The organism is Serratia sp. SSNIH1 (assembly GCF_002935055.1).
Classification (GTDB): domain Bacteria; phylum Pseudomonadota; class Gammaproteobacteria; order Enterobacterales; family Enterobacteriaceae; genus Serratia; species Serratia nevei.
The window spans coordinates 534,212-551,431 of sequence record NZ_CP026383.1 but is presented as its reverse complement, the minus strand read 5'-3'; the positions used below and the strand labels follow the sequence as shown (position 1 = coordinate 551,431).

Genomic DNA, 17,220 nt, shown 5'->3' with positions numbered 1-17,220 from the left:
GCCACATGAGGACATCCCCATGAAGAAGCGTTTTTCCGACGAACAGATCATCAGTATTCTCCGCGAAGCCGAAGCTGGGGTACCCGCCCGTGAACTCTGCCGCAAGCATGCCATTTCCGATGCCACGTTTTACACCTGGCGTAAGAAGTATGGCGGTATGGAGGTGCCTGAAGTTAAGCGCCTGAAGTCGCTTGAGGAAGAGAACACCAGACTCAAGAAGCTGCTTGCCGAAGCCATGCTGGATAAAGAGGCGCTTCAGGTGGCTCTTGGGCGAAAGTACTGACGACAGACCAGAAGCGGGAAGCCGTGATGTTGATGTGTGATGCGACCGGTCTGTCGCAACGTCGTGCCTGCAGGCTTACAGGTTTATCCCTGTCGACCTGCCGCTATGAGGCTCACCGTCCGGCTGCTGATGCGCATTTATCAGGGCGCATCACTGAGCTGGCACTGGAGCGCAGGCGTTTTGGCTACCGTCGTATTTGGCAGTTGCTGCGCCGTGAAGGGCTTCATGTTAATCATAAGCGCGTGTACCGGCTTTATCACCTCAGTGGCCTGGGCGTAAAACGCAGAAGACGTCGTAAAGGGCTGGCAACAGAACGTCTGCCGCTGCTCCGTCCGGCGGCGCCCAATCTGACCTGGTCGATGGATTTCGTCATGGACGCACTTTCCACCGGTCGCAGGATCAAGTGTCTTACCTGCGTCGATGATTTCACAAAGGAATGCCTGACGGTCACTGTTGCCTTTGGGATTTCAGGCGTTCAGGTCACGCGTATTCTGGACAGCATTGCACTGTTTCGAGGCTATCCGGCGACGATAAGAACTGACCAGGGGCCGGAGTTCACTTGCCGTGCACTGGATCAATGGGCCTTTGAGCATGGTGTTGAGTTGCGCTTAATCCAGCCGGGCAAGCCAACGCAGAACGGATTTATTGAGAGCTTTAACGGACGATTTCGCGATGAATGTTTGAATGAGCACTGGTTCAGCGATATCGTTCATGCCAGGAAAATTATTAATGACTGGCGGCAGGATTATAACGAATGCCGCCCGCACTCCACGCTGAATTATCAGACACCGTCTGAATTTGCAGCGGGCTGGAGAAAGGGTCATTCTGAGAATGAAGATTCCGACGTTACTAACTGAGTGTTGTATCTAATCGTGGGGGCAGGTCACAACAACTCAATCACCTGATTAACGCTTTCCTTTGAGATCGGCTTCGTACGATCATTGCGTCCGACGAATACAAGCGGATATAGCCCCGTCAAAGGCTTCAGGGACTCAAAGAGTTCAACAACCTGATCCGACATCGGAACGATGTGAGGCCGTTTCATCTTCATCACTTCAGCAGGGATTTCCCAGAGCCGCTTTTCAAAATTGATATCCTCCCAACGGGCAAAACGTAATTCCTGAGTTCGCACCCCAGTTAGCATAATGATTTGAGTCGCAGTCTTAGTAATAACGCTGCCAGTGTACCCGGCAAGATCCTTAAGAAAGTGAGGGAGTTCTTCGGCAGTCAGGAAAGGAAAATGTGTTTTCTTTGGTGTTGCAAGGGCTGTAGCGAGATCGGGTGCTGGATTGTATTCAGCGCGCCCGGTCACGATTGCATGGCGGAATACTTCACCGCAGCGCTGTCTGACTTTGCGCATCTTTTCTAATGCACCACGCTTTTCCATACGACGAAGGGTTTCAAGCAATTCCATGGGCTTAATTTCAGCTATGGGACGCTTACCGATGTAGGGGAAAATATCCTTTTCAAAGGTATCAATAATTTCATCGCGATAACGTAATGACCAACGATCCGCTCTCAGCTGGTGCCATTCACGGGCAATAGCTTCGAAGGTATTTTCATAGTTAAGTTTCTGAGCGATTTTCTCAGCTTTCTTTACCTCCCCTGGATCACTTCCAGCAGATAGTAGCTTCTTCGCCGCTTCACGCTTTTCACGTGCTTGAGCGAGAGAAACCTCAGGATAAACGCCGAAGGCAAGGCGCTTTTCTTTGCCCGCATAGCGATACTTTAAACGCCAGTAGCGAGAGCCGTTGGTGGTTACTTCAAGATAGAGGCCTCCCCCATCAGATAGCTTGTACGGCTTCTCTTTGGGCTTGGCTGTGTCGATTTGTCGGACTGTTAGCTTCATTGGGGGCATCTCAAAATGGGGCTATAAATCATGCCCCCCATTATGCCCCCAGAATGCACTTGATTCTGATAGAGACAGTTGACCTCGGGAGAACATAATCAGCATTAATTGCGGGTATTATAGGGGATTTACTTGAGACAGTGGAGTTCAGGAGAGGCAAATTGGCGGAAGATCACAGGAGTCGAACCTGCCCAGGACCGCTGGCGGCCCCAACCGGATTTGAAGTCCGGCCGCCCCACCGGGGACGAGGATCTTCCTTGGAGAAGGGAGAAGCAAGGCGCTGATTATAGCGCAGTTTGTTCGCTGCGCTAAGCGGGAAATCGTGCGGCCGCCGGCGATTCGGCGGCCAAGGAGAACTACTTCAGGAAATCCTTCACGTCCAGCAGGATGAACTCGTTGTCATCCGCCATATTGGGCTGGCGGCTGGAGGAGAACGGGAAGTTGTTGTCGTTGCCGACGATGATGTGGTTAGCGTCCACCACGTCCACGTTCTCGATGGTGAAGAACGGGAAGGTCAGCACGCCGTCGTTCAGCGGCTTGCGCGCCAGCTTGTTCGGATCCTGAATGTTCATCAGGTCGATATAGCCCAGTTTCTCGACCGGTTTGCCGACGTTGGCGTCCGAGAAAGCGATTTTATATACCCGCTTAAACTTGGCCACCTGGCTGAAGCAGTTGTCGGTCGGCGCGCCGGCGGCGCAGGCTTTATCCGGCGTGCCTTCGCCGTTGTCGCGCTCGATCACCAGCCCGTGGGTGGCGTCGATCATGTTGAAGTCGCCGATGGCGTTCTGGTTGTCTTCCAGCACGTACTGCCAGCTGCGGCCGGTCCAGGCCTGCTGTTTCACGTCAAACTCCAGTACCCGCAGGTAGCGTTTACCGCCGACGTTCTCGAACTGCTCGCCGTCCCACAGCGCCCCTTCCAGCAGCGGGTACAGCTTGCTGCCGTCCGGCGAGGCGGCCATGCCTTCAAAGCCTTTGGAGCGCGCCACCTGGAAGTTCTGCTTGCCGTCCGGCGCGCCCGGCAGGGTCAGCGTCGGGTTGTCCGGCGATTTCACCACCTTGCCGTCCACCTGGGTGTCGAACACCGCCAGCACCTTGCCGTTCAGGTCGGCCTTGATCAGGTAAGGCCCAAACTCTTCACCGATCCACAAGGCATCGTCGGCAAACTGGAAGCTTTCAGGATCGAAATCGCTGCCGGTCAGATAACGCTTCTCGGTGCTCTCGTTGATAATGTGGAACGGCACCTTTTTATCCGGATCGTGCAGGAACACCGTCTTCAGCGGCGCAACCGTGCCGTCTTTGAAATCGATCTTGTAGTGGTTGAGGTACAGCATGGCGTCCGGCGAGTTGGCCTTGCTGCCGAAACCGTTGTCGGTCAGCACCCAGTAGGTGCCGTCGGGCATGTGTTTGATGCCGGAGTGGCCTTGCAATGGCTGGCCGTCGATCGGCAGGCCGAGGCCGGTCAGGCGATCGGCGGATTTGCCCGCCACGCTGCCCAGCTCGGTGACGCGTTTGCCGCTGGTGTACTTGCCGCTCTGCTGCAGATCGCTCGGCGCGTCCTTCGGTGTGGAAACGGCGGATTTCACCGGCAGCAGCGCATGCCCGGCCAGCGTCGCTTGCACCCGCTGCGCGTCGGCCCACAGGTTGGCGCTCAGCGCCATGCAGCCGACCAGCAGCGCCAGCCGGGTTTTGGTGTTGTGCATGTCATTGTCCCTTTTCGTTGTTATCGCCCAGAAATAAAAGCAACGTCACTATAGGGAGCGGCAATGACAGAAATATTATTCGGCGAACGCCCGCCGGTAGCTGTGCGGATGGAAGCGCCAGGTGATAACGATCAGCACCACCACCAGCAGCGCGTGGATCTGCCAGTCCAGCACGAAGCCGCCGCTGTAGTCGCGCAGCAGGCCGGAGAGGTAGGGCGTCACGCCCGCCAGCAGGAAGCCGACGCCCTGCATAAAGGCCACCAGTCGCCCGGCCGCCGCCGGCTGGTGCAGGTGATCGAGCGCCAGCACCAGGCACAACGGGAATGCGCCGCCCAGCCCCAGTCCGGAGAGCAGCACCCACAGCCACGGCAGCGTCTGCGGCAGGTAAATCAGGCCGATAAAGCCGATCAGTTGCATCATCAGCGCCAGCAGCAGCAGCGGCCGCCGGTCATGATTGCGCGCCAGCGCCGGCAACAGCAGCGCGCCCATGACCTGGCCGAAGGTCATCAGCGCCAGCAGCGAACCGCTGGCCTGCGGCTGCCAGCCGAGCTGCATGTAATACGGCGGCAGCCACGCAATCAGGCTGGTATAGCCGCCGTTGATCAGGCCGAAATAGGCGCCGAGCAGCCAGGCGCGCCGGTTGCGCAGCAGGCTTGGCCCGCGGTTTTCACCCGCCGCGCTCAGGCGAGACAACCCGCGGCTGACCGGCCACCAGGCCAGCAGCGCCACCAGCGCCGGCAATGCCCACCAGGCCAGCGCGCTGTGCCAGTCGTGCCCCGCGCTCATCAACCACGGGGTGATCGCCGCGCCCAGCCCGCCGCCGCCCATCAGCGCCGCCGACCACAGCCCGGCCACCAGCGCCATGCTTTTGAGGAAATGATGCTTGATGATGCCGGGCATGACCGCCTGGATCACCCCGATGCCGAGCCCGCCCAGCACCGCGCTCATCAGCAGCTGCACGCTGCCGGGGGCCAGTTCGCGCCAAAGCGCGCCCAGCCCGATCGCCAATAAACTTAACGCCACGGCGCTGCGTTCGCTGAACAGCCGGTTGATGGCGCCACCCGCCAACGCCATCAGGCCCATCATCAGCACCGGCAGCGTGGTCAGCAGCGCCGCGCCGCCAAAGCTCAGCCCGGTGGCCTGGCGCAGCGTCGGCAGCAATGGACCGATCGAGGTCAACAGCGGCCGCATGTTCAGGCCGATCAACACCAGCGCCAGCAGCAGGGGATTGAACCAGCGGCGCGAAGAGGATGAATTAACAGAATGATTTAACAAGGTATATTCCTGGTACTGCAAAATGAAGAGTGCGGTGTCACAGCGCGATCGCCGCAGCGTTGCGTTACTGTAGGCAACGCCGCTAGTATTGGGAAATTAAATAATAAAATAGCCAACAGTGGGAAAATGAATCGCTACCCGATGTTCAATCCGCAGCTGCTGCTCAGCTTCGTCGCCGTATGCGACAGCAACAGCTTCACCCGCGCCGCAGAGCGGGTGTTTTTGTCGCAGTCCACCGTTAGCCAGCAGGTGCGCCGGCTGGAAGAGATGCTGGGCAAGCCGCTGTTTGAGCGCTCCTCGCATCAGGTGCTGCTGACCGAAGAAGGCGTGAAGCTGTTGAGCTACGCACGCCGCATCATCGCGCTGAATGAAGAAGCCCACGACGCGCTGACCGGCATCTGGCGCGACGGCGTGCTGCGGATCGGCATGCCGGAGGATTTCGCCGTACCCACCACCGAGCTGCTGGCCGACTTCAGCCGCGAACACCCGCACCTGCGGCTGGACGTCGCCAGCGGCCTGAGCGCCGATCTGCACAGCGCCTACGCGCGCGAAGAGCTGGATCTGATCCTGGTGAAGCAGCGCCGCCGGCAACCGCCGCGCGCCGCGCGGCCGGAACCGCTGCTATGGCTGGACAGCCTGGCCTTCCCGGCCATCGAGCAATCGCCGGTGCCGCTGGCGGTATTTCCGCTCAGCGGCCTGTACCGCGACGAGCTGTGCCAGGCGCTGGACAACCTCGGCAAACGCTGGCGCATCGGCTACAGCAGCGCCAACCTGGCGGCGCTGACCGCCGCTTCCGCCGCCGGGCTGGGCGTCACCCTGCTGCCGGCCGGCTGCCGTCTGCCCACGCACCGGGTGCTGGGCGAGGCCGAAGGATTACCGCCGATAGACAGCTTCGAACTGGCGCTCTACTACCGCGACGGCGCCCCCGCCGCCACGCTGGCGCTGGCCCAGCGGCTGGCGGTGTTTTGCGGGTTGAAATAAACGCAGGCAGACGCCGATCATTACCAAATCGAATAGTCACCAGTGGCAAATGTCGCTGCCAACCGGTCGGTTCCTCTCCTAAATTGGGGGATGTTTCACCCCTCACCTCTGGATTAAGGAACCGAACGTGGAAAACCCTCAACAACCGGGCCGCAGAGCCTTCCTCAGCCAAACCGGCAAACTCACCACCGCCTGCGCGGTGATCGGCCTGACGGGCGGCATGGCGCAGGCCGCGTCACCGGGCGACGGGCAGTGCGCACCGGCACCGATGACCCTGACCGATCGCCACTACTGCCTGAGTGAGGTGCGGCTGGAAGACGGCTTTGAATACGACGGCGAAACGGTGATCGGCACCCGCACCGCGCTGTACACACTGGAGATCAAAGACGGCAAGATCGCCGCCATTCACGCCGCCAACGCCTCCCTGCCCGCCGGCGTGCCCCGCTATCAGGCGCAGGGCCAGCTGCTGCTGCCGGCGTTCCGCGACATGCACATCCACCTGGACAAAACCTTCTACAGCGGCCCATGGCAGGCGCCGCGCCCGCGCCAGGGCAAGACCATCATGGACATGATCGCGCTGGAGCAGACGCTGATCCCGAAACTGCTGCCCACCTCGCAGCAGCGGGCGGAAAACCTGATCGCCCTGCTGCAGTCCAAAGGCAGCACCGTGGCGCGCAGCCACTGCAATATCGATCCGGTCAGCGGCCTGAAAAGCCTGGAGCACCTGCAGCGCGCGCTGGAAAACCACCGGGCGGATTTCAGCTGTGAAATCGTCGCCTTCCCGCAGCACGGCCTGCTGCACTCCAGGGTCGATGCGCTGATGCGCGAAGCGATGCAGATGGGCGTGCAGTACGTCGGCGGGCTCGATCCGACCAACGTCGACGGCGCGATGGAGAAATCGCTGGACGCCATGTTCCAGATCGCCCTCGATACCGGCAAAGGCGTGGATATCCACCTGCATGAAACCAGCCCGGCCGGGGTCGCCGCCATCAACTACATGATCGCCACCGTGGAGCAAAACCCGGCGCTGCGCGGCAAGGTCACCATCAGCCACGCTTTCGCCCTGACCACGCTGACGCCGGGCGAACTGGCGGAAACCGCCACCCGGCTGGCGGCGCAGCAGATCATCATCGCCTCCACGGTGCCGATCGGCGGCCTGATGATGCCGCTGCCGCAGCTCAGCGAGAAAGGGGTGTTCGTGATGACCGGCACCGACAGCGTGATCGACCACTGGTCGCCGTTCGGCACCGGCGACATTCTGGAGAAGGCTAACCTGTATGCCCAGCTGTACCGCGGCTCCGACGAGTATCACCTGTCGCGCGCCATGGCCATCTCCACCGGCGGCGTGCTGCCGCTGGACGATAAGGGCCAGCGCGCCTGGCCGAAAGCCGGCGACGCCGCCGAGTTCGTGCTGGTCAACGCCAGCTGTTCCGCCGAGGCGGTCGCCCGCCTGCCGGCGCGCAGCGCCACCTTCCATCAGGGGCGTCTGGTGGCCGGCCAGGTGAGCAAAGCCTAAGGTCGGTCCGCTGTTGTCATCATGATGGCCGTTTTTGGCCTTCTGCCAGAGTAAGGCGCGGCGCAAGATAGTCGCTACACACACTGGCGGAGGGCCGAAAATGTCACAGAGCGCGTTATTGATCATCGATGTCCAGCAATCATTCCAGCACCGTCCATTCTGGCAGGAGGACGATCTGCCGGCGTTTCAGCAGGCGCTGACCCGCCTGATCGCGGGCTGCCAACAACGCGGCGCGGCGCTGGTCGATGTGCTGCACGTTTCGCCGCAGGGGCCGTTCTCGCTGGCATCAGGCCACGTGCAGCGCCTGCCGTTCCTCACCCACCAGGCGGATATCACCGTGCATAAGCATGTGCACAATGCGCTGACCGAATCCGGCCTCGACGCCTGGCTGCGCGAGCGGGATATCAACCACCTGATCGTCTCCGGCATCCGTACCGAGCAGTGCTGCGAAACCACCACCCGGGTGGCGTCCGATCTCGGTTATCGGGTGACTTTCGTCACCGAGGCGACGCTGACCTTCCCGATGCGCCATCCCGACGGTGAAGTCTTTACCCCCGCGCAGCTGAAGCGGCATACTGAAACCGTACTGGCCGATCGTTTCGCCCGCATCGCCAGCGTGGATGAGACGCTGGCGCAACTCGCACAGGAGTAACCATGTCGCAGGCCGTCTATTTTCTGCTGTTGCCCAATGTGCTGTCGCTGGACGTCAGCGGCCCGGCGGAAACCCTGCGCCTCGCGGGGCAGTTCAGCCTGCGTTATCTCAGCCCGGTGCCACAGATCGTCTGCTCCATCGGCATGACGCTGAGCGGCCTGCAGCCGTTGCCCGAACGCCTGGAAGACGGCGCCATCCTGGTGCTGCCGGGCGTCGGCGATTCGCAGCGCTATTTCGCCGGGGAAGAGGCCGAGCAGGCACGTCGCTGGCTGGCGACGCTGCGGCCCGATCTGCAGCAGCAGCGCATCACCCTGGTGTGCATCTGCTCCGGCGCGCTGCTGGCGGCGCAGGCCGGGCTGCTCGACGGCTATCAGTGCACCACCCACCACGACGTTATCGAGCGTATCCGCCGGCAGGCGCCGGCGGCGCAGGTGAAAGAGAACCGTATCTTCGTCGAAGATCGCGGCGTCTACACCAGCGCGGGCATCACCACCGGCATCGATTTGGCGCTGCACCTGGTCCATCGCCACTGCGGCTCCGGCCGGGCGCGCGACGTCGCCCGCGATATGGTGGTCTATTTCCGCCGCGCCGGGGACGATCCGCAGCTGTCGCCCTGGCTGCGCTACCGCAACCACCTGCACCCGGCGGTGCACCGCGCGCAGGACGTGATGGCCGCCGAGCCGGAGGCCGACTGGTCGGTGCCGCAGGTGGCGGAAAAAGCGCACGTCAGCAGCCGCCACCTGGCGCGGCTGTTTCGCAGCCACGTCGGCATCAGCGTGCGGGAATATCATGAGCAGCTGCGGTTGGCGGTGGCGCAACAGCGCCTGCAGCAAGGATATGGGTTGGAGAAGGCCGCGCTGGCGGCCGGCTTTTCTTCCGGGCGACAGCTGCGCCGCGCCCAGCAGCGCCAGCGCTCGCCGCTATGACACCAGCCGGCGGGTATCCAGCCGCTGCAGGCCGACAGACAGCAGCAGGCTGAGCCCCAGCGCCACGCCGAATACCCAGAAGATATCCAGCAGCGGGTGGCCGGTGAAATCCAGGTGCCGGCTACGCATCACGTTGACGATCAGGGCGTGAAAACCGTAGATCGCCAGCGAGTGGCGGGAGAACGCGCTCAACCAGCCGATCGGCTGCGGCAAACAGTGTTTCACCCACACCAGCAGCGCCACCGCCGCCATAAACACCAGCGGGCCGCTGTAGATGTAGTAGGTATCGGCGAAGTTGCCGTTGATGAACAGCTGGTGCTTGGTGCCGCGCGCGATCAGCGCCACGCACAGCGCAAATCCCAGCGCCGCCAGCCAGCCCACGGCGCGCCCGCGCGCCTCCATCATGCCAATCGCCCGCCCGGCCAGCGCATACAGCAGGTAGTAGAAGGTGTCGCCGTAGATATACAGGTTAACCGGCAGCAGGTGCACGTTGCCGAAGGCCAGCTTGTCGGTATTCGGGTTGGCGATCGCCGCCAACACCACCAGCGCAGCGGCCAGGTAACGGCGCGACACCGGCTTGACGCTGATCAGCGGCGACAGCAGGTAAATCACCGCAATGGCATAGAAAAACCACAGATGATAGAACACCGGCTTTTGCAGGATGGCGCGCAGCGACGGCCAGAAGCCGATCTTGGTAAAGGCCGCGATATAGATCAGCGCGATGGCGCTGTAGAACAGAATGCAGCAGGCGATACGGGTGAAATGCCGCCGGCCGGCGCTCTTGTCGCCGAAAAACAGGTAGCCGGAAATCATGAAAAACAGCGGCACCGACACGCGCGACAGCGAGTTCAGCACGTTGGCGATATCCCAATTGTGCAGCCCTATCGCCGCGCCGTTGGTGACGTAATAGGTGGTGGCGTGGATCATCACCACCATCATGCACGCCATCGCCCGCAGGTTGTCTATCCAGCCGATTTTCTCGCTCAAACGCTCGCCCGATCTTGTGTCATATTGATAGGTTAAGAAGAGGTTATCGGGCACGGCGTTCGGCGACAACCCAAAAGCGAAATATCAGAATGCACTTAAACAGCACCTTATTATTGCGAAGGTGAACAATTGGCGGCAAAATAGCCGCCACAACTCGCTCAGTTTGCGCTTCCCGCCCTGGCAGTTCCTTTTTCTCTTTTACTATCAGTACAATAATATGAAAACGACATTACCACCTGCGGCACGTTTGGGCCGACAGGCGCTTTTATTCCCTCTTTGTCTGGTGCTGTTCGAGTTCGCCACCTATATCGGCAACGATATGATTCAGCCGGGCATGCTGGCCGTCGTGGCGGATTTCAACGCCGGCGAAGAGTGGGTGCCCACCTCGATGACCGCCTATCTGGCCGGCGGCATCTTCCTGCAGTGGCTGCTCGGGCCGCTGTCGGATCGCCGCGGCCGTCGCCCGGTGATGCTGGCCGGGGTAGCGTTCTTTATCGTCGCCTGCCTGGCGATCCTGCTGGTCACCACCATCGAACAGTTCATCGCCATGCGTTTCCTGCAGGGCATCGGCCTGTGCTTTATCGGCGCCGTCGGCTACGCCACCATTCAGGAGTCGTTTGAAGAATCGGTGTGCATCAAGATCACCGCACTGATGGCCAACGTGGCGCTGATCGCCCCGCTGCTCGGGCCGCTGGCCGGCGCGGCGCTGATCCACGTCGCGCCGTGGCAGAGCATGTTCGTGCTGTTCGCCGCGCTGGCGGCCATCGCCTTCTACGGCCTGTGGAAAGCGATGCCGGAAACCGCCACGCTGCAGGGCGAGGCGTTCTCCGCCGCCAACCTGTGGCGCGACTACCGCCAGGTGCTGGGCAACCGCCGCTTCCTGTGCGGCGCGCTGGCGATCGGTTTCGCCAGCCTGCCGCTGCTGGCCTGGATCGCCCAGTCGCCGGTGATCCTGATCAGCGGAGAGTCGCTGTCGACGCTGGACTACGGCCTGCTGCAAATCCCGGTGTTCGGCGCGCTGATCCTCGGCAACCTGACGCTGGCGCGCCTGACCGGCAAAAACAGCGTGGAGCGCCTGATCAAGCTGGGCGCAGGCCCGATGCTGCTGGGGTTGCTGATCGCCGCGCTGGCAACCCAGTTCTCCAGCCACGCCTACCTGTGGATGACCGCCGGCCTGAGCCTGTACGCCTTCGGCATTGGCCTCGCCAACGCCGGGCTGTACCGCCTGACGCTGTTCTCCAGCAACGTCAGCAAGGGCACGGTGTCAGCCACCATGGGCATGCTGAGCATGATGGTGTTCACCGTCGGCATCGAACTGGCCAAGGTCGCCTACGTCTGGGGCGGCAGCGGGCTGTTCAACCTGTTCAACCTCATCAGCGGCCTGTGCTGGCTGACGCTGGTGGCGCTGTTCCTCGGCAAACGCCGCAACGGCGACCCCACGCCGCAGCCGACCGGCGCGGCTTAAACGCCACGATAAACGCCGGTCCGGTTTCCCGACCGGCGTTTTTTATGCGGCTTCAGCCGAGCAGCCCCCACAGCGCATACCCCGCTCCCACCACCGCCACTACCAACAGCAGCAACGCCGACAGGACAGAGATCGCCCGCCGCGCGTGCTGCAGCGCCGTTCCCGACAGCAGGGTGATATAGGCCAGCAAGATGGCGAAGTCCGCCAGCACCCACAGCGCGGTCAGCAGCGTCAGGCTGGCGCCGATCGAGGGGGTGACGGCGATGAACTGCGGGAAAAAGGCGACGAAGAAGACAATGTCTTTGGGGTTAGCGATGCCCACCAGAAAACCGCTCAGGATCGCCGAGCGTTTTTGCGGTGGCGCAACGGGCTGCGCATCGGGGGTTCGCGCGGATAAATCCTCATACAGCGAGACAATCGCCATACGGCCGATAAACAGGCAACCCAGCAGGCCTACCCACTGCAGCATGCGCATATCCACGGCGAACAGCCCGGTGATAATCAGCGCGGCGATGCCGATCAGCAACAAGGAGGCCCCGTTGCTGCCCAGCGCGGTCAACAGCGCACGCCGGGCGCCAAAGCGCGCTGCGGTGTTGGCCACCATCGCCACCACCGGCCCCGGCGTGGCGATCAGCAAAAAAATGGCGGCGAAATACGCCGCCAGTAACGACAGGTTCATCTTTATTTCACTCACATTCAGTCAGTTGGCGTCGCGCCATTATCATGCCGTCGCCCCCGCCTTGAAAAAGGAGTAATCCTGTCGTTTACTGTGAATCAGACTCATTATTAGAGACGCCGCGATGGCCAGTTCCCTTCCGCCGCTTTACGCCCTGCGCGCCTTCGAAAGCGCCGCCCGTACCGGCTCGTTCACGCTGGCCGCCGAGGAGCTGCATCTCACCCCGAGCGCGGTCAGCAAGCACATCAAAACGCTGGAGCAGCACTTCGGCTGCCGGCTGTTCCAGCGCAACGGCCCGCGTATCGAGGTCACACCGCAGGGGAAAATCTTCGCCGCCGAGCTGCAACAAGGATTTGGCCGCATCGAGCAAGCCTGCGAGCTGTTCAGAAGCCACCGCGATCTGCTGCGGCTGAAGGCGCCCTCCACCCTGACCCTGCGCTGGCTGCTGGACTGCCTGAGCCGGTTCAGGCAAACGGCGCAGGCGTTCGACGTGCAGGCAGCCAGCGTCTGGATGGACATCGACAGCGTGGATTTTTTCAGCGAACCCTACGACTGCGCCATCCTGCTCGGCAACGGCCATTTCGGCGCCAATACCGCCGCCGCCAAGCTGTTCGACGAATGGCTAATCCCGATTTGCGCCCCCGCGCTGCTCGCCGACGGGCAGCGCGATCTCGCCGCCTGCCCGCTGATCCACCCTTCGCCCGATCGGCGCGACTGGCGGCGCTGGCTGCAAAAAAGCGGCATCGCGGCCCCGCCCGATCTTGCACGCGGCCAGGTATTTGATTCGCTGGAACAGGGCAATGCGGCGGCCATCGCCGGGCACGGCATCTCGATCGGGGATCTGGCGCTGAGCCTGCGAACCATTGAGGAGGGGTTATTGGCGCTGCCTTGTGACGCCGCCGTGCGCACCGGCGACGGCTACTATCTGGTTTGGCCGGCGGAGTCGGCGAAACGGCCGCTGATCGAACGCTTACAGGCGTTTCTCGCCGCCCAAACGCCCGACGTCAGCCGGGCCGCCGTCAGATTTATCGGGTAGGGGAATTCGGCCTATCGCTCTTCGCGGGTATGCCAAATACGCAGAACATAAATCGTTGCCGGCTGCACCTGGTAACGTATCTCATAACGGCCGACCAGAATACGTCTCACTTCCTGCGGTAAAAACTCATCCAGTCTTTCACCCAGGCGAGGATTATCAAGCAACGCTTTAGGCGCGGCGACCAAGCCCTTCACCGAATTCGCTGCCACAGTGCGGTTAGCCAAGGCAAGAAACTCAAACAAACGCGCCAAATCCGATAGCGCCTTACTCGTCCATTTTAACGCCATCAGCGCGGTACCGGCAGCGGATCGTCACTGTCCAGGCTGGCAGCCCAGGCTTCTACCGACTCATGATCGATAACGTTTTGCTGTTCGACATCGGCCAACGCCGCCAGCGTTAACCGACGGCGCTCTTCCTCTTGCTCGAGCCAGGCGGCGAGGGCTTGTTTCACTATCCATCCCCGTGAACGTTCAAGTTTGGCGGCCATTTCATCCACCTTTTCAGCCAAAGGCAGCGGCACATGAGCGGTGATGACTTTCGTATTCATCGTCTTGCTCCTCAGTACAATCAACATCAATCAAAGTGATTAAACCTGATTATACCGCCATCAGAGAACAAAAAATACGCAATCAGTTGCCGAACAATCCGCCGTCGCGCAGCAGATGCTCGTTACCCTTGCGGCGGGTAAAGCCGCTGCGATCGAAGAACTCCAGCACCTGGATCGCCAGCTTGCGCCCGACGCCGAGCCGATCGCGGAAGTCGGCGGCGTTGGCGCCGCCCCGCTCCGCATCCAGCTCGCGGATCAGCGCCGCGAACTGATCGATGCGTCGGCTGAGGTAGTAGCGATCCACCACCACCGCCGTCACATGGCCCAGCTGAGCCGCCTTGCGCAGCAGCGCCCGTACCCGGCTCTCTTCCTCGCCCAACTCGCTCGCCAGATCGCGCACCCACCACGGCTCGTCGCCGAACAGCGGTTCGATGCATGCCCACAGCTGCGCCTCTTCGGCGCTGAATGCCAGACCGTGTTCCGGCAGATGCAGCCAGCCGCGCGTATTGCGCAGCGCACCGGCTTTCAGCAGCCGATCGATCATCATAAACACCAACGCTTCCGGCTGCTGAGGCAGCGCCATGCGCCGCAGGCGGGCGCGCCCTAACCCCAGCTGGTCGGCGTGCTGTTGGTGGTACTCCGCCAGCACCTGCAGCAGCCGGCTCTCTGCCTGTTGCACCTGCTCCTGCGCCAGCGCCCGGTCACCGACGATCAGCAGATCGCGGTCCGCCAGCAGTGCCGCCAGGCCGTCGTCGGTCAACTGACGCGCCCAGGCGAACGCCGCCAGCGACAGCGCGCCCTGCGGCAGCTCAAGCGCCAGCACCTGCACATCGTCTTGCGCCTGCGCCAGAGCCTGCAGCCATGCCAGGTAGTCCGGCTGGCGCTTGCCGCGCTTGGGCGCGCTCAGCCTGAGCACCCGGGCCGCGCCCAGCGTTTGCCGTGCGCCAATATCGCGCAGCACCAGCCGATCGTTCTCCGCCAGCCACAGAGGGCGATCGAGGATCAGTTCCGCCAGCCCGTCGTTCAGCAGCGAAATGCGCCCGGTGATGTGGCTGGCGGCATGGTGCAGATGCAGCGGCTGCCAATGGCGGATCGGCCGATCCGCTTCCAGCGCCACCAGAATGCGTTCCGCCGCCTCCGGCGGACGCTGCGCCAGCAGCCAGTCGCCGCGCGCGATCCGGTCTCTATCGGCGTCGCCGCTGATGTTCAACGCGATGCGTTGCCCGGCCTGCGCCTGCTCCACGGTCTGATTTTGAGCGTGCAGGCCACGCACCCGCACCGGCGCGTCGGCGCCGGTCAGCCACAGTGTATCCCCCACCTGCACCCGGCCGCCGAGCGCGGTGCCGGTCACCACCAGCCCCGCCCCTTTGACGCTGAACGCACGGTCTACCGCCAGGCGAAAACGGCGCGTCAGCGCGTGCTCGCCGGGCAATAACGCCAGCAAATGCGCGCGCAGCACCTCGATGCCCTCTCCCGCCGCCGCCGCGGTAACAAACAGCGGCGCATCGGGCCAGCCCTGGCGCGCCAGTTCGTCGCGCACCTGGCGGCGTACCTCGTCGACACGCGCCGCGTCCACCCGGTCGGCCTTGGTCAACGCCACCGTCAGCGCCGGGCGCCCGCTCAGGCGCAGGATCGCCAGATGCTCGCGGGTTTGCGCCATCACGCCGTCGTCGCAGGCCACCACCAGCAATGCATGGTCGATACCGCCGACGCCCGCCAGCATATTGGCGAGGAATTTCTCGTGGCCGGGCACGTCGATAAAACCCAGCACCCGGCCGTCCGGCTGTGGCCAGTAGGCGTAACCCAGATCGATGGTCATGCCGCGGCGCTTTTCTTCCGGCAGGCGATCCGCGTTGATCCCCGAGATCGCCTGCAGCAGGGTGGTTTTGCCATGATCGACATGGCCGGCGGTGGCGATGATCATGAGGCGCTCAGCGCTTCGATCAGCGCCCCTTCCTGTTCCAGACAGCGCAGATCCAGCCACAGCCGGCCGTCGCCGAGGCGGCCGATCACCGGCTGGGGCAGGCGGCGCCAGCGCTCGGCCAACGCCTCCAGCGTGGCGCCGCGGCCGTCGCGCGGCGTGAAGGTCAGCGCATAGCTGGGCAGGCGATCCACCGGCAGTGAACCGCTGCCAATCTGCGACCAGCACGGTTCGGCGCGCAGCTCGAAATCGGCGCTGAACCGTGGCGTCAGCGCCGCCAGCAGCCGCTCGGCCGCCTGTTGCATCTCCAGCTGCGGGCGGGTCAGCAGCCGCAGCGTCGGCAGCTGCTCAGCCAGTTTTTCCGGCTGCAGATAGAGCCGCAGCGTGGCCTCCAGGGCCGCCAGCGTCAGCTTGCCGACGCGCAGCGCGCGTTTGAGCGGATGCTGCTGCAGGCGAGCGATCAGCGCCTTTTTGCCGACGATGATGCCGGCCTGCGGGCCGCCCAGCAGCTTATCGCCGGAGAACGTCACCAGATCGACGCCGGCGGCCAGCAGCCGCTGCGGCATCGGTTCGGCGGGCAGGCCGTACTGCGCCATATCGATCAGCGAGCCGCTGCCCAGATCGGTGGCGGTCGGCACGCCCTGTTCGGCCCCGAGCAGCGCCAGTTCGGCCTCGTCGACCGCCGCGGTAAAGCCCTGAATGCTGTAGTTGCTGGTGTGCACTTTCATCAACAGGCCGGTCTGCTCGTTGATGGCCTGGCGGTAATCTTTCAGATGGGTGCGGTTGGTGGTGCCGACCTCCACCAGTTGGCAGCCCGCCTGGCGCATCACGTCGGGTATGCGGAACGCGCCGCCGATCTCCACCAGCTCGCCGCGCGACACCACCACCTCTTTGCCGGGGGCGATCGCCGCCAGCATCAGCAGCACCGCCGCCGCGTTGTTATTGACGATACAGGCGTCCTCCGCGCCGGTCAGCCGGCACAGCAGATCCGCTACCGCCCGATCGCGATGGCCGCGCCCGGCACCGTCCAGATCGTACTCCAGCGTCACCGCCTCCCCCATCACCGCGCTTACCGCGTCCTTCACCGGCTGCGCCAGCAGGGCGCGCCCGAGGTTGGTGTGCAGCACGGTGCCGCTGAGGTTGAACACCGGCAGCAAAGCCGGGCGTTGCTGCCGGGCCAGCTCCGCCCGCAGCGCCTGCGGCCAGTCGTCGCACCAGGCGGGTAAACGTTGCTGTTGCTTGATCGCGGCGCGCGCCTCGGCCTGCAGCCGGCGCAGCAGTTCGCCGATCAGCGTCTGGCCATGCTGCGCCACCAGCGGTTCAATCGCGGGTTCTCGCAGCAGGCGGTCGATGGCGGGCAGTTGGCTGTAAAGAAGGTGGGATTCAGTGCTCATGGTCGCTCGGTT

General features: G+C 62.9%; 15 protein-coding genes, 1 tRNA gene and 1 pseudogene. 7 read left to right on the top strand and 10 right to left on the bottom strand.

All coding sequences use genetic code 11. The annotated features are described in order from the left end of the window. Nucleotides 1-19 precede the first annotated feature (19 nt). Nucleotides 20-1,140 (top strand): IS3-like element ISSen4 family transposase gene (locus tag C3F38_RS02620; RefSeq protein ID WP_085950818.1). Its coding sequence is split into 2 segments (ribosomal slippage): nt 20-278 and nt 278-1,140, totalling 1,122 coding nucleotides; the frame shifts between segments, so codons are not numbered across the junction. Between the two features lie 29 nt (nt 1,141-1,169). Here C3F38_RS02620 and C3F38_RS02615 read toward each other — a convergent pair. From C3F38_RS02615 to C3F38_RS02600, 4 genes and pseudogenes are all read right to left on the bottom strand, one after another. Continuing rightward, nucleotides 1,170-2,132 (bottom strand): annotated as a pseudogene (locus tag C3F38_RS02615) (tyrosine-type recombinase/integrase); the annotation flags it as partial. Between the two features lie 162 nt (nt 2,133-2,294). After that, nucleotides 2,295-2,389: transfer RNA gene (locus C3F38_RS26090), tRNA-Sec, on the bottom strand. Between the two features lie 99 nt (nt 2,390-2,488). Then, complete coding sequence (locus tag C3F38_RS02605) at nt 2,489-3,832, bottom strand: esterase-like activity of phytase family protein (protein ID WP_055317505.1); 1,344 nt, start codon at nt 3,830-3,832, stop codon at nt 2,489-2,491. A gap of 75 nt (nt 3,833-3,907) precedes the next feature. Next, nucleotides 3,908-5,107, bottom strand: a complete 1,200-nt coding sequence (locus C3F38_RS02600) for a cyanate transporter (RefSeq protein WP_071890395.1) — start codon at nt 5,105-5,107, stop codon at nt 3,908-3,910. A 126-nt stretch (nt 5,108-5,233) separates the two neighbouring features. Here C3F38_RS02600 and C3F38_RS02595 point away from each other — a divergent pair, with 126 nt between their 5' ends. The 4 genes from C3F38_RS02595 to C3F38_RS02580 all read left to right on the top strand — a co-directional run bounded on the left by C3F38_RS02595 (nt 5,234) and on the right by C3F38_RS02580 (nt 9,182). Continuing rightward, complete coding sequence (locus tag C3F38_RS02595) at nt 5,234-6,088, top strand: LysR family transcriptional regulator (protein ID WP_055317504.1); 855 nt, start codon at nt 5,234-5,236, stop codon at nt 6,086-6,088. 127 nt (nt 6,089-6,215) lie between these two features. Further along, nucleotides 6,216-7,604 (top strand): amidohydrolase family protein, encoded by a 1,389-nt coding sequence (locus C3F38_RS02590; protein ID WP_055317503.1) that lies wholly within the window; start codon nt 6,216-6,218, stop codon nt 7,602-7,604. Nucleotides 7,605-7,704: 100 nt separating this feature from the next. Further along, nucleotides 7,705-8,256 carry a cysteine hydrolase family protein gene (locus C3F38_RS02585; RefSeq protein ID WP_055317502.1) on the top strand — a complete coding sequence of 184 codons (552 nt, stop codon included), beginning with the start codon at nt 7,705-7,707 and terminating at the stop codon, nt 8,254-8,256. A 2-nt stretch (nt 8,257-8,258) separates the two neighbouring features. Further along, nucleotides 8,259-9,182, top strand: a complete 924-nt coding sequence (locus C3F38_RS02580) for a GlxA family transcriptional regulator (protein WP_055317501.1) — start codon at nt 8,259-8,261, stop codon at nt 9,180-9,182. Here C3F38_RS02580 and C3F38_RS02575 read toward each other — a convergent pair. Continuing rightward, nucleotides 9,177-10,169, bottom strand: a complete 993-nt coding sequence (locus C3F38_RS02575; protein ID WP_038875938.1) for an acyltransferase — start codon at nt 10,167-10,169, stop codon at nt 9,177-9,179. The two genes, C3F38_RS02580 and C3F38_RS02575, sit on opposite strands and share 6 nt — an antisense overlap. 217 nt (nt 10,170-10,386) lie before the next feature. Between C3F38_RS02575 and C3F38_RS02570 the strand changes: the two genes are divergently transcribed. After that, on the top strand, nt 10,387-11,634 hold the full coding sequence (locus tag C3F38_RS02570; RefSeq protein WP_038875940.1) for an MFS transporter: 1,248 nt from the start codon (nt 10,387-10,389) through the stop codon (nt 11,632-11,634). Between the two features lie 52 nt (nt 11,635-11,686). On the opposite strand, the gene C3F38_RS02565 is transcribed toward C3F38_RS02570, so the two are convergent. After that, a complete protein-coding gene (locus tag C3F38_RS02565) occupies nt 11,687-12,313 on the bottom strand; it encodes a LysE family translocator (RefSeq protein ID WP_055317500.1) in 627 nt (208 codons plus the stop codon). Nucleotides 12,314-12,434: 121 nt separating this feature from the next. Between C3F38_RS02565 and C3F38_RS02560 the strand changes: the two genes are divergently transcribed. After that, nucleotides 12,435-13,346 carry a LysR family transcriptional regulator gene (locus C3F38_RS02560; RefSeq protein WP_038875943.1) on the top strand — a complete coding sequence of 304 codons (912 nt, stop codon included), beginning with the start codon at nt 12,435-12,437 and terminating at the stop codon, nt 13,344-13,346. An 11-nt stretch (nt 13,347-13,357) separates the two neighbouring features. On the opposite strand, the gene C3F38_RS02555 is transcribed toward C3F38_RS02560, so the two are convergent. From C3F38_RS02555 to selA, 4 genes are all read right to left on the bottom strand, one after another. Next, on the bottom strand, nt 13,358-13,633 hold the full coding sequence (locus C3F38_RS02555) for a type II toxin-antitoxin system RelE/ParE family toxin (protein ID WP_055317499.1): 276 nt from the start codon (nt 13,631-13,633) through the stop codon (nt 13,358-13,360). After that, the gene (locus tag C3F38_RS02550) at nt 13,633-13,893 is read right to left on the bottom strand and encodes a CopG family ribbon-helix-helix protein (RefSeq protein ID WP_038875948.1); all 261 of its coding nucleotides are present in this window, start codon (nt 13,891-13,893) and stop codon (nt 13,633-13,635) included. Before C3F38_RS02550 ends, C3F38_RS02555 begins: the two co-directional genes overlap by 1 nt. 82 nt (nt 13,894-13,975) lie before the next feature. Next, entirely contained in the window at nt 13,976-15,817 is a 1,842-nt protein-coding gene (gene selB, locus C3F38_RS02545) for a selenocysteine-specific translation elongation factor (protein WP_055317498.1), read from the bottom strand. Further along, nucleotides 15,814-17,208 (bottom strand): L-seryl-tRNA(Sec) selenium transferase, encoded by a 1,395-nt coding sequence (selA, locus tag C3F38_RS02540; protein WP_047729550.1) that lies wholly within the window; start codon nt 17,206-17,208, stop codon nt 15,814-15,816. Before selA ends, selB begins: the two co-directional genes overlap by 4 nt. Nucleotides 17,209-17,220: the final 12 nt, after the last annotated feature.

Excerpts from the sequence above, each read along its gene's own strand:
- C3F38_RS02560 (WP_038875943.1), top strand. The coding sequence starts at position 12,435 with ATGGCCAGTTCCCTTCCGCCGCTTTACGCCCTGCGCGCCTTCGAAAGC.
- selB (WP_055317498.1), bottom strand. The coding sequence starts at position 15,817 with ATGATCATCGCCACCGCCGGCCATGTCGATCATGGCAAAACCACCCTG.
- selA (WP_047729550.1), bottom strand. The coding sequence starts at position 17,208 with ATGAGCACTGAATCCCACCTTCTTTACAGCCAACTGCCCGCCATCGAC.
- C3F38_RS02565 (WP_055317500.1), bottom strand. The coding sequence starts at position 12,313 with ATGAACCTGTCGTTACTGGCGGCGTATTTCGCCGCCATTTTTTTGCTG.
- C3F38_RS02555 (WP_055317499.1), bottom strand. The coding sequence starts at position 13,633 with ATGGCGTTAAAATGGACGAGTAAGGCGCTATCGGATTTGGCGCGTTTG.
- C3F38_RS02595 (WP_055317504.1), top strand. The coding sequence starts at position 5,234 with ATGAATCGCTACCCGATGTTCAATCCGCAGCTGCTGCTCAGCTTCGTC.
- C3F38_RS02580 (WP_055317501.1), top strand. The coding sequence starts at position 8,259 with ATGTCGCAGGCCGTCTATTTTCTGCTGTTGCCCAATGTGCTGTCGCTG.
- C3F38_RS02570 (WP_038875940.1), top strand. The coding sequence starts at position 10,387 with ATGAAAACGACATTACCACCTGCGGCACGTTTGGGCCGACAGGCGCTT.
- C3F38_RS02550 (WP_038875948.1), bottom strand. The coding sequence starts at position 13,893 with ATGAATACGAAAGTCATCACCGCTCATGTGCCGCTGCCTTTGGCTGAA.
- C3F38_RS02605 (WP_055317505.1), bottom strand. The coding sequence starts at position 3,832 with ATGCACAACACCAAAACCCGGCTGGCGCTGCTGGTCGGCTGCATGGCG.
- C3F38_RS02585 (WP_055317502.1), top strand. The coding sequence starts at position 7,705 with ATGTCACAGAGCGCGTTATTGATCATCGATGTCCAGCAATCATTCCAG.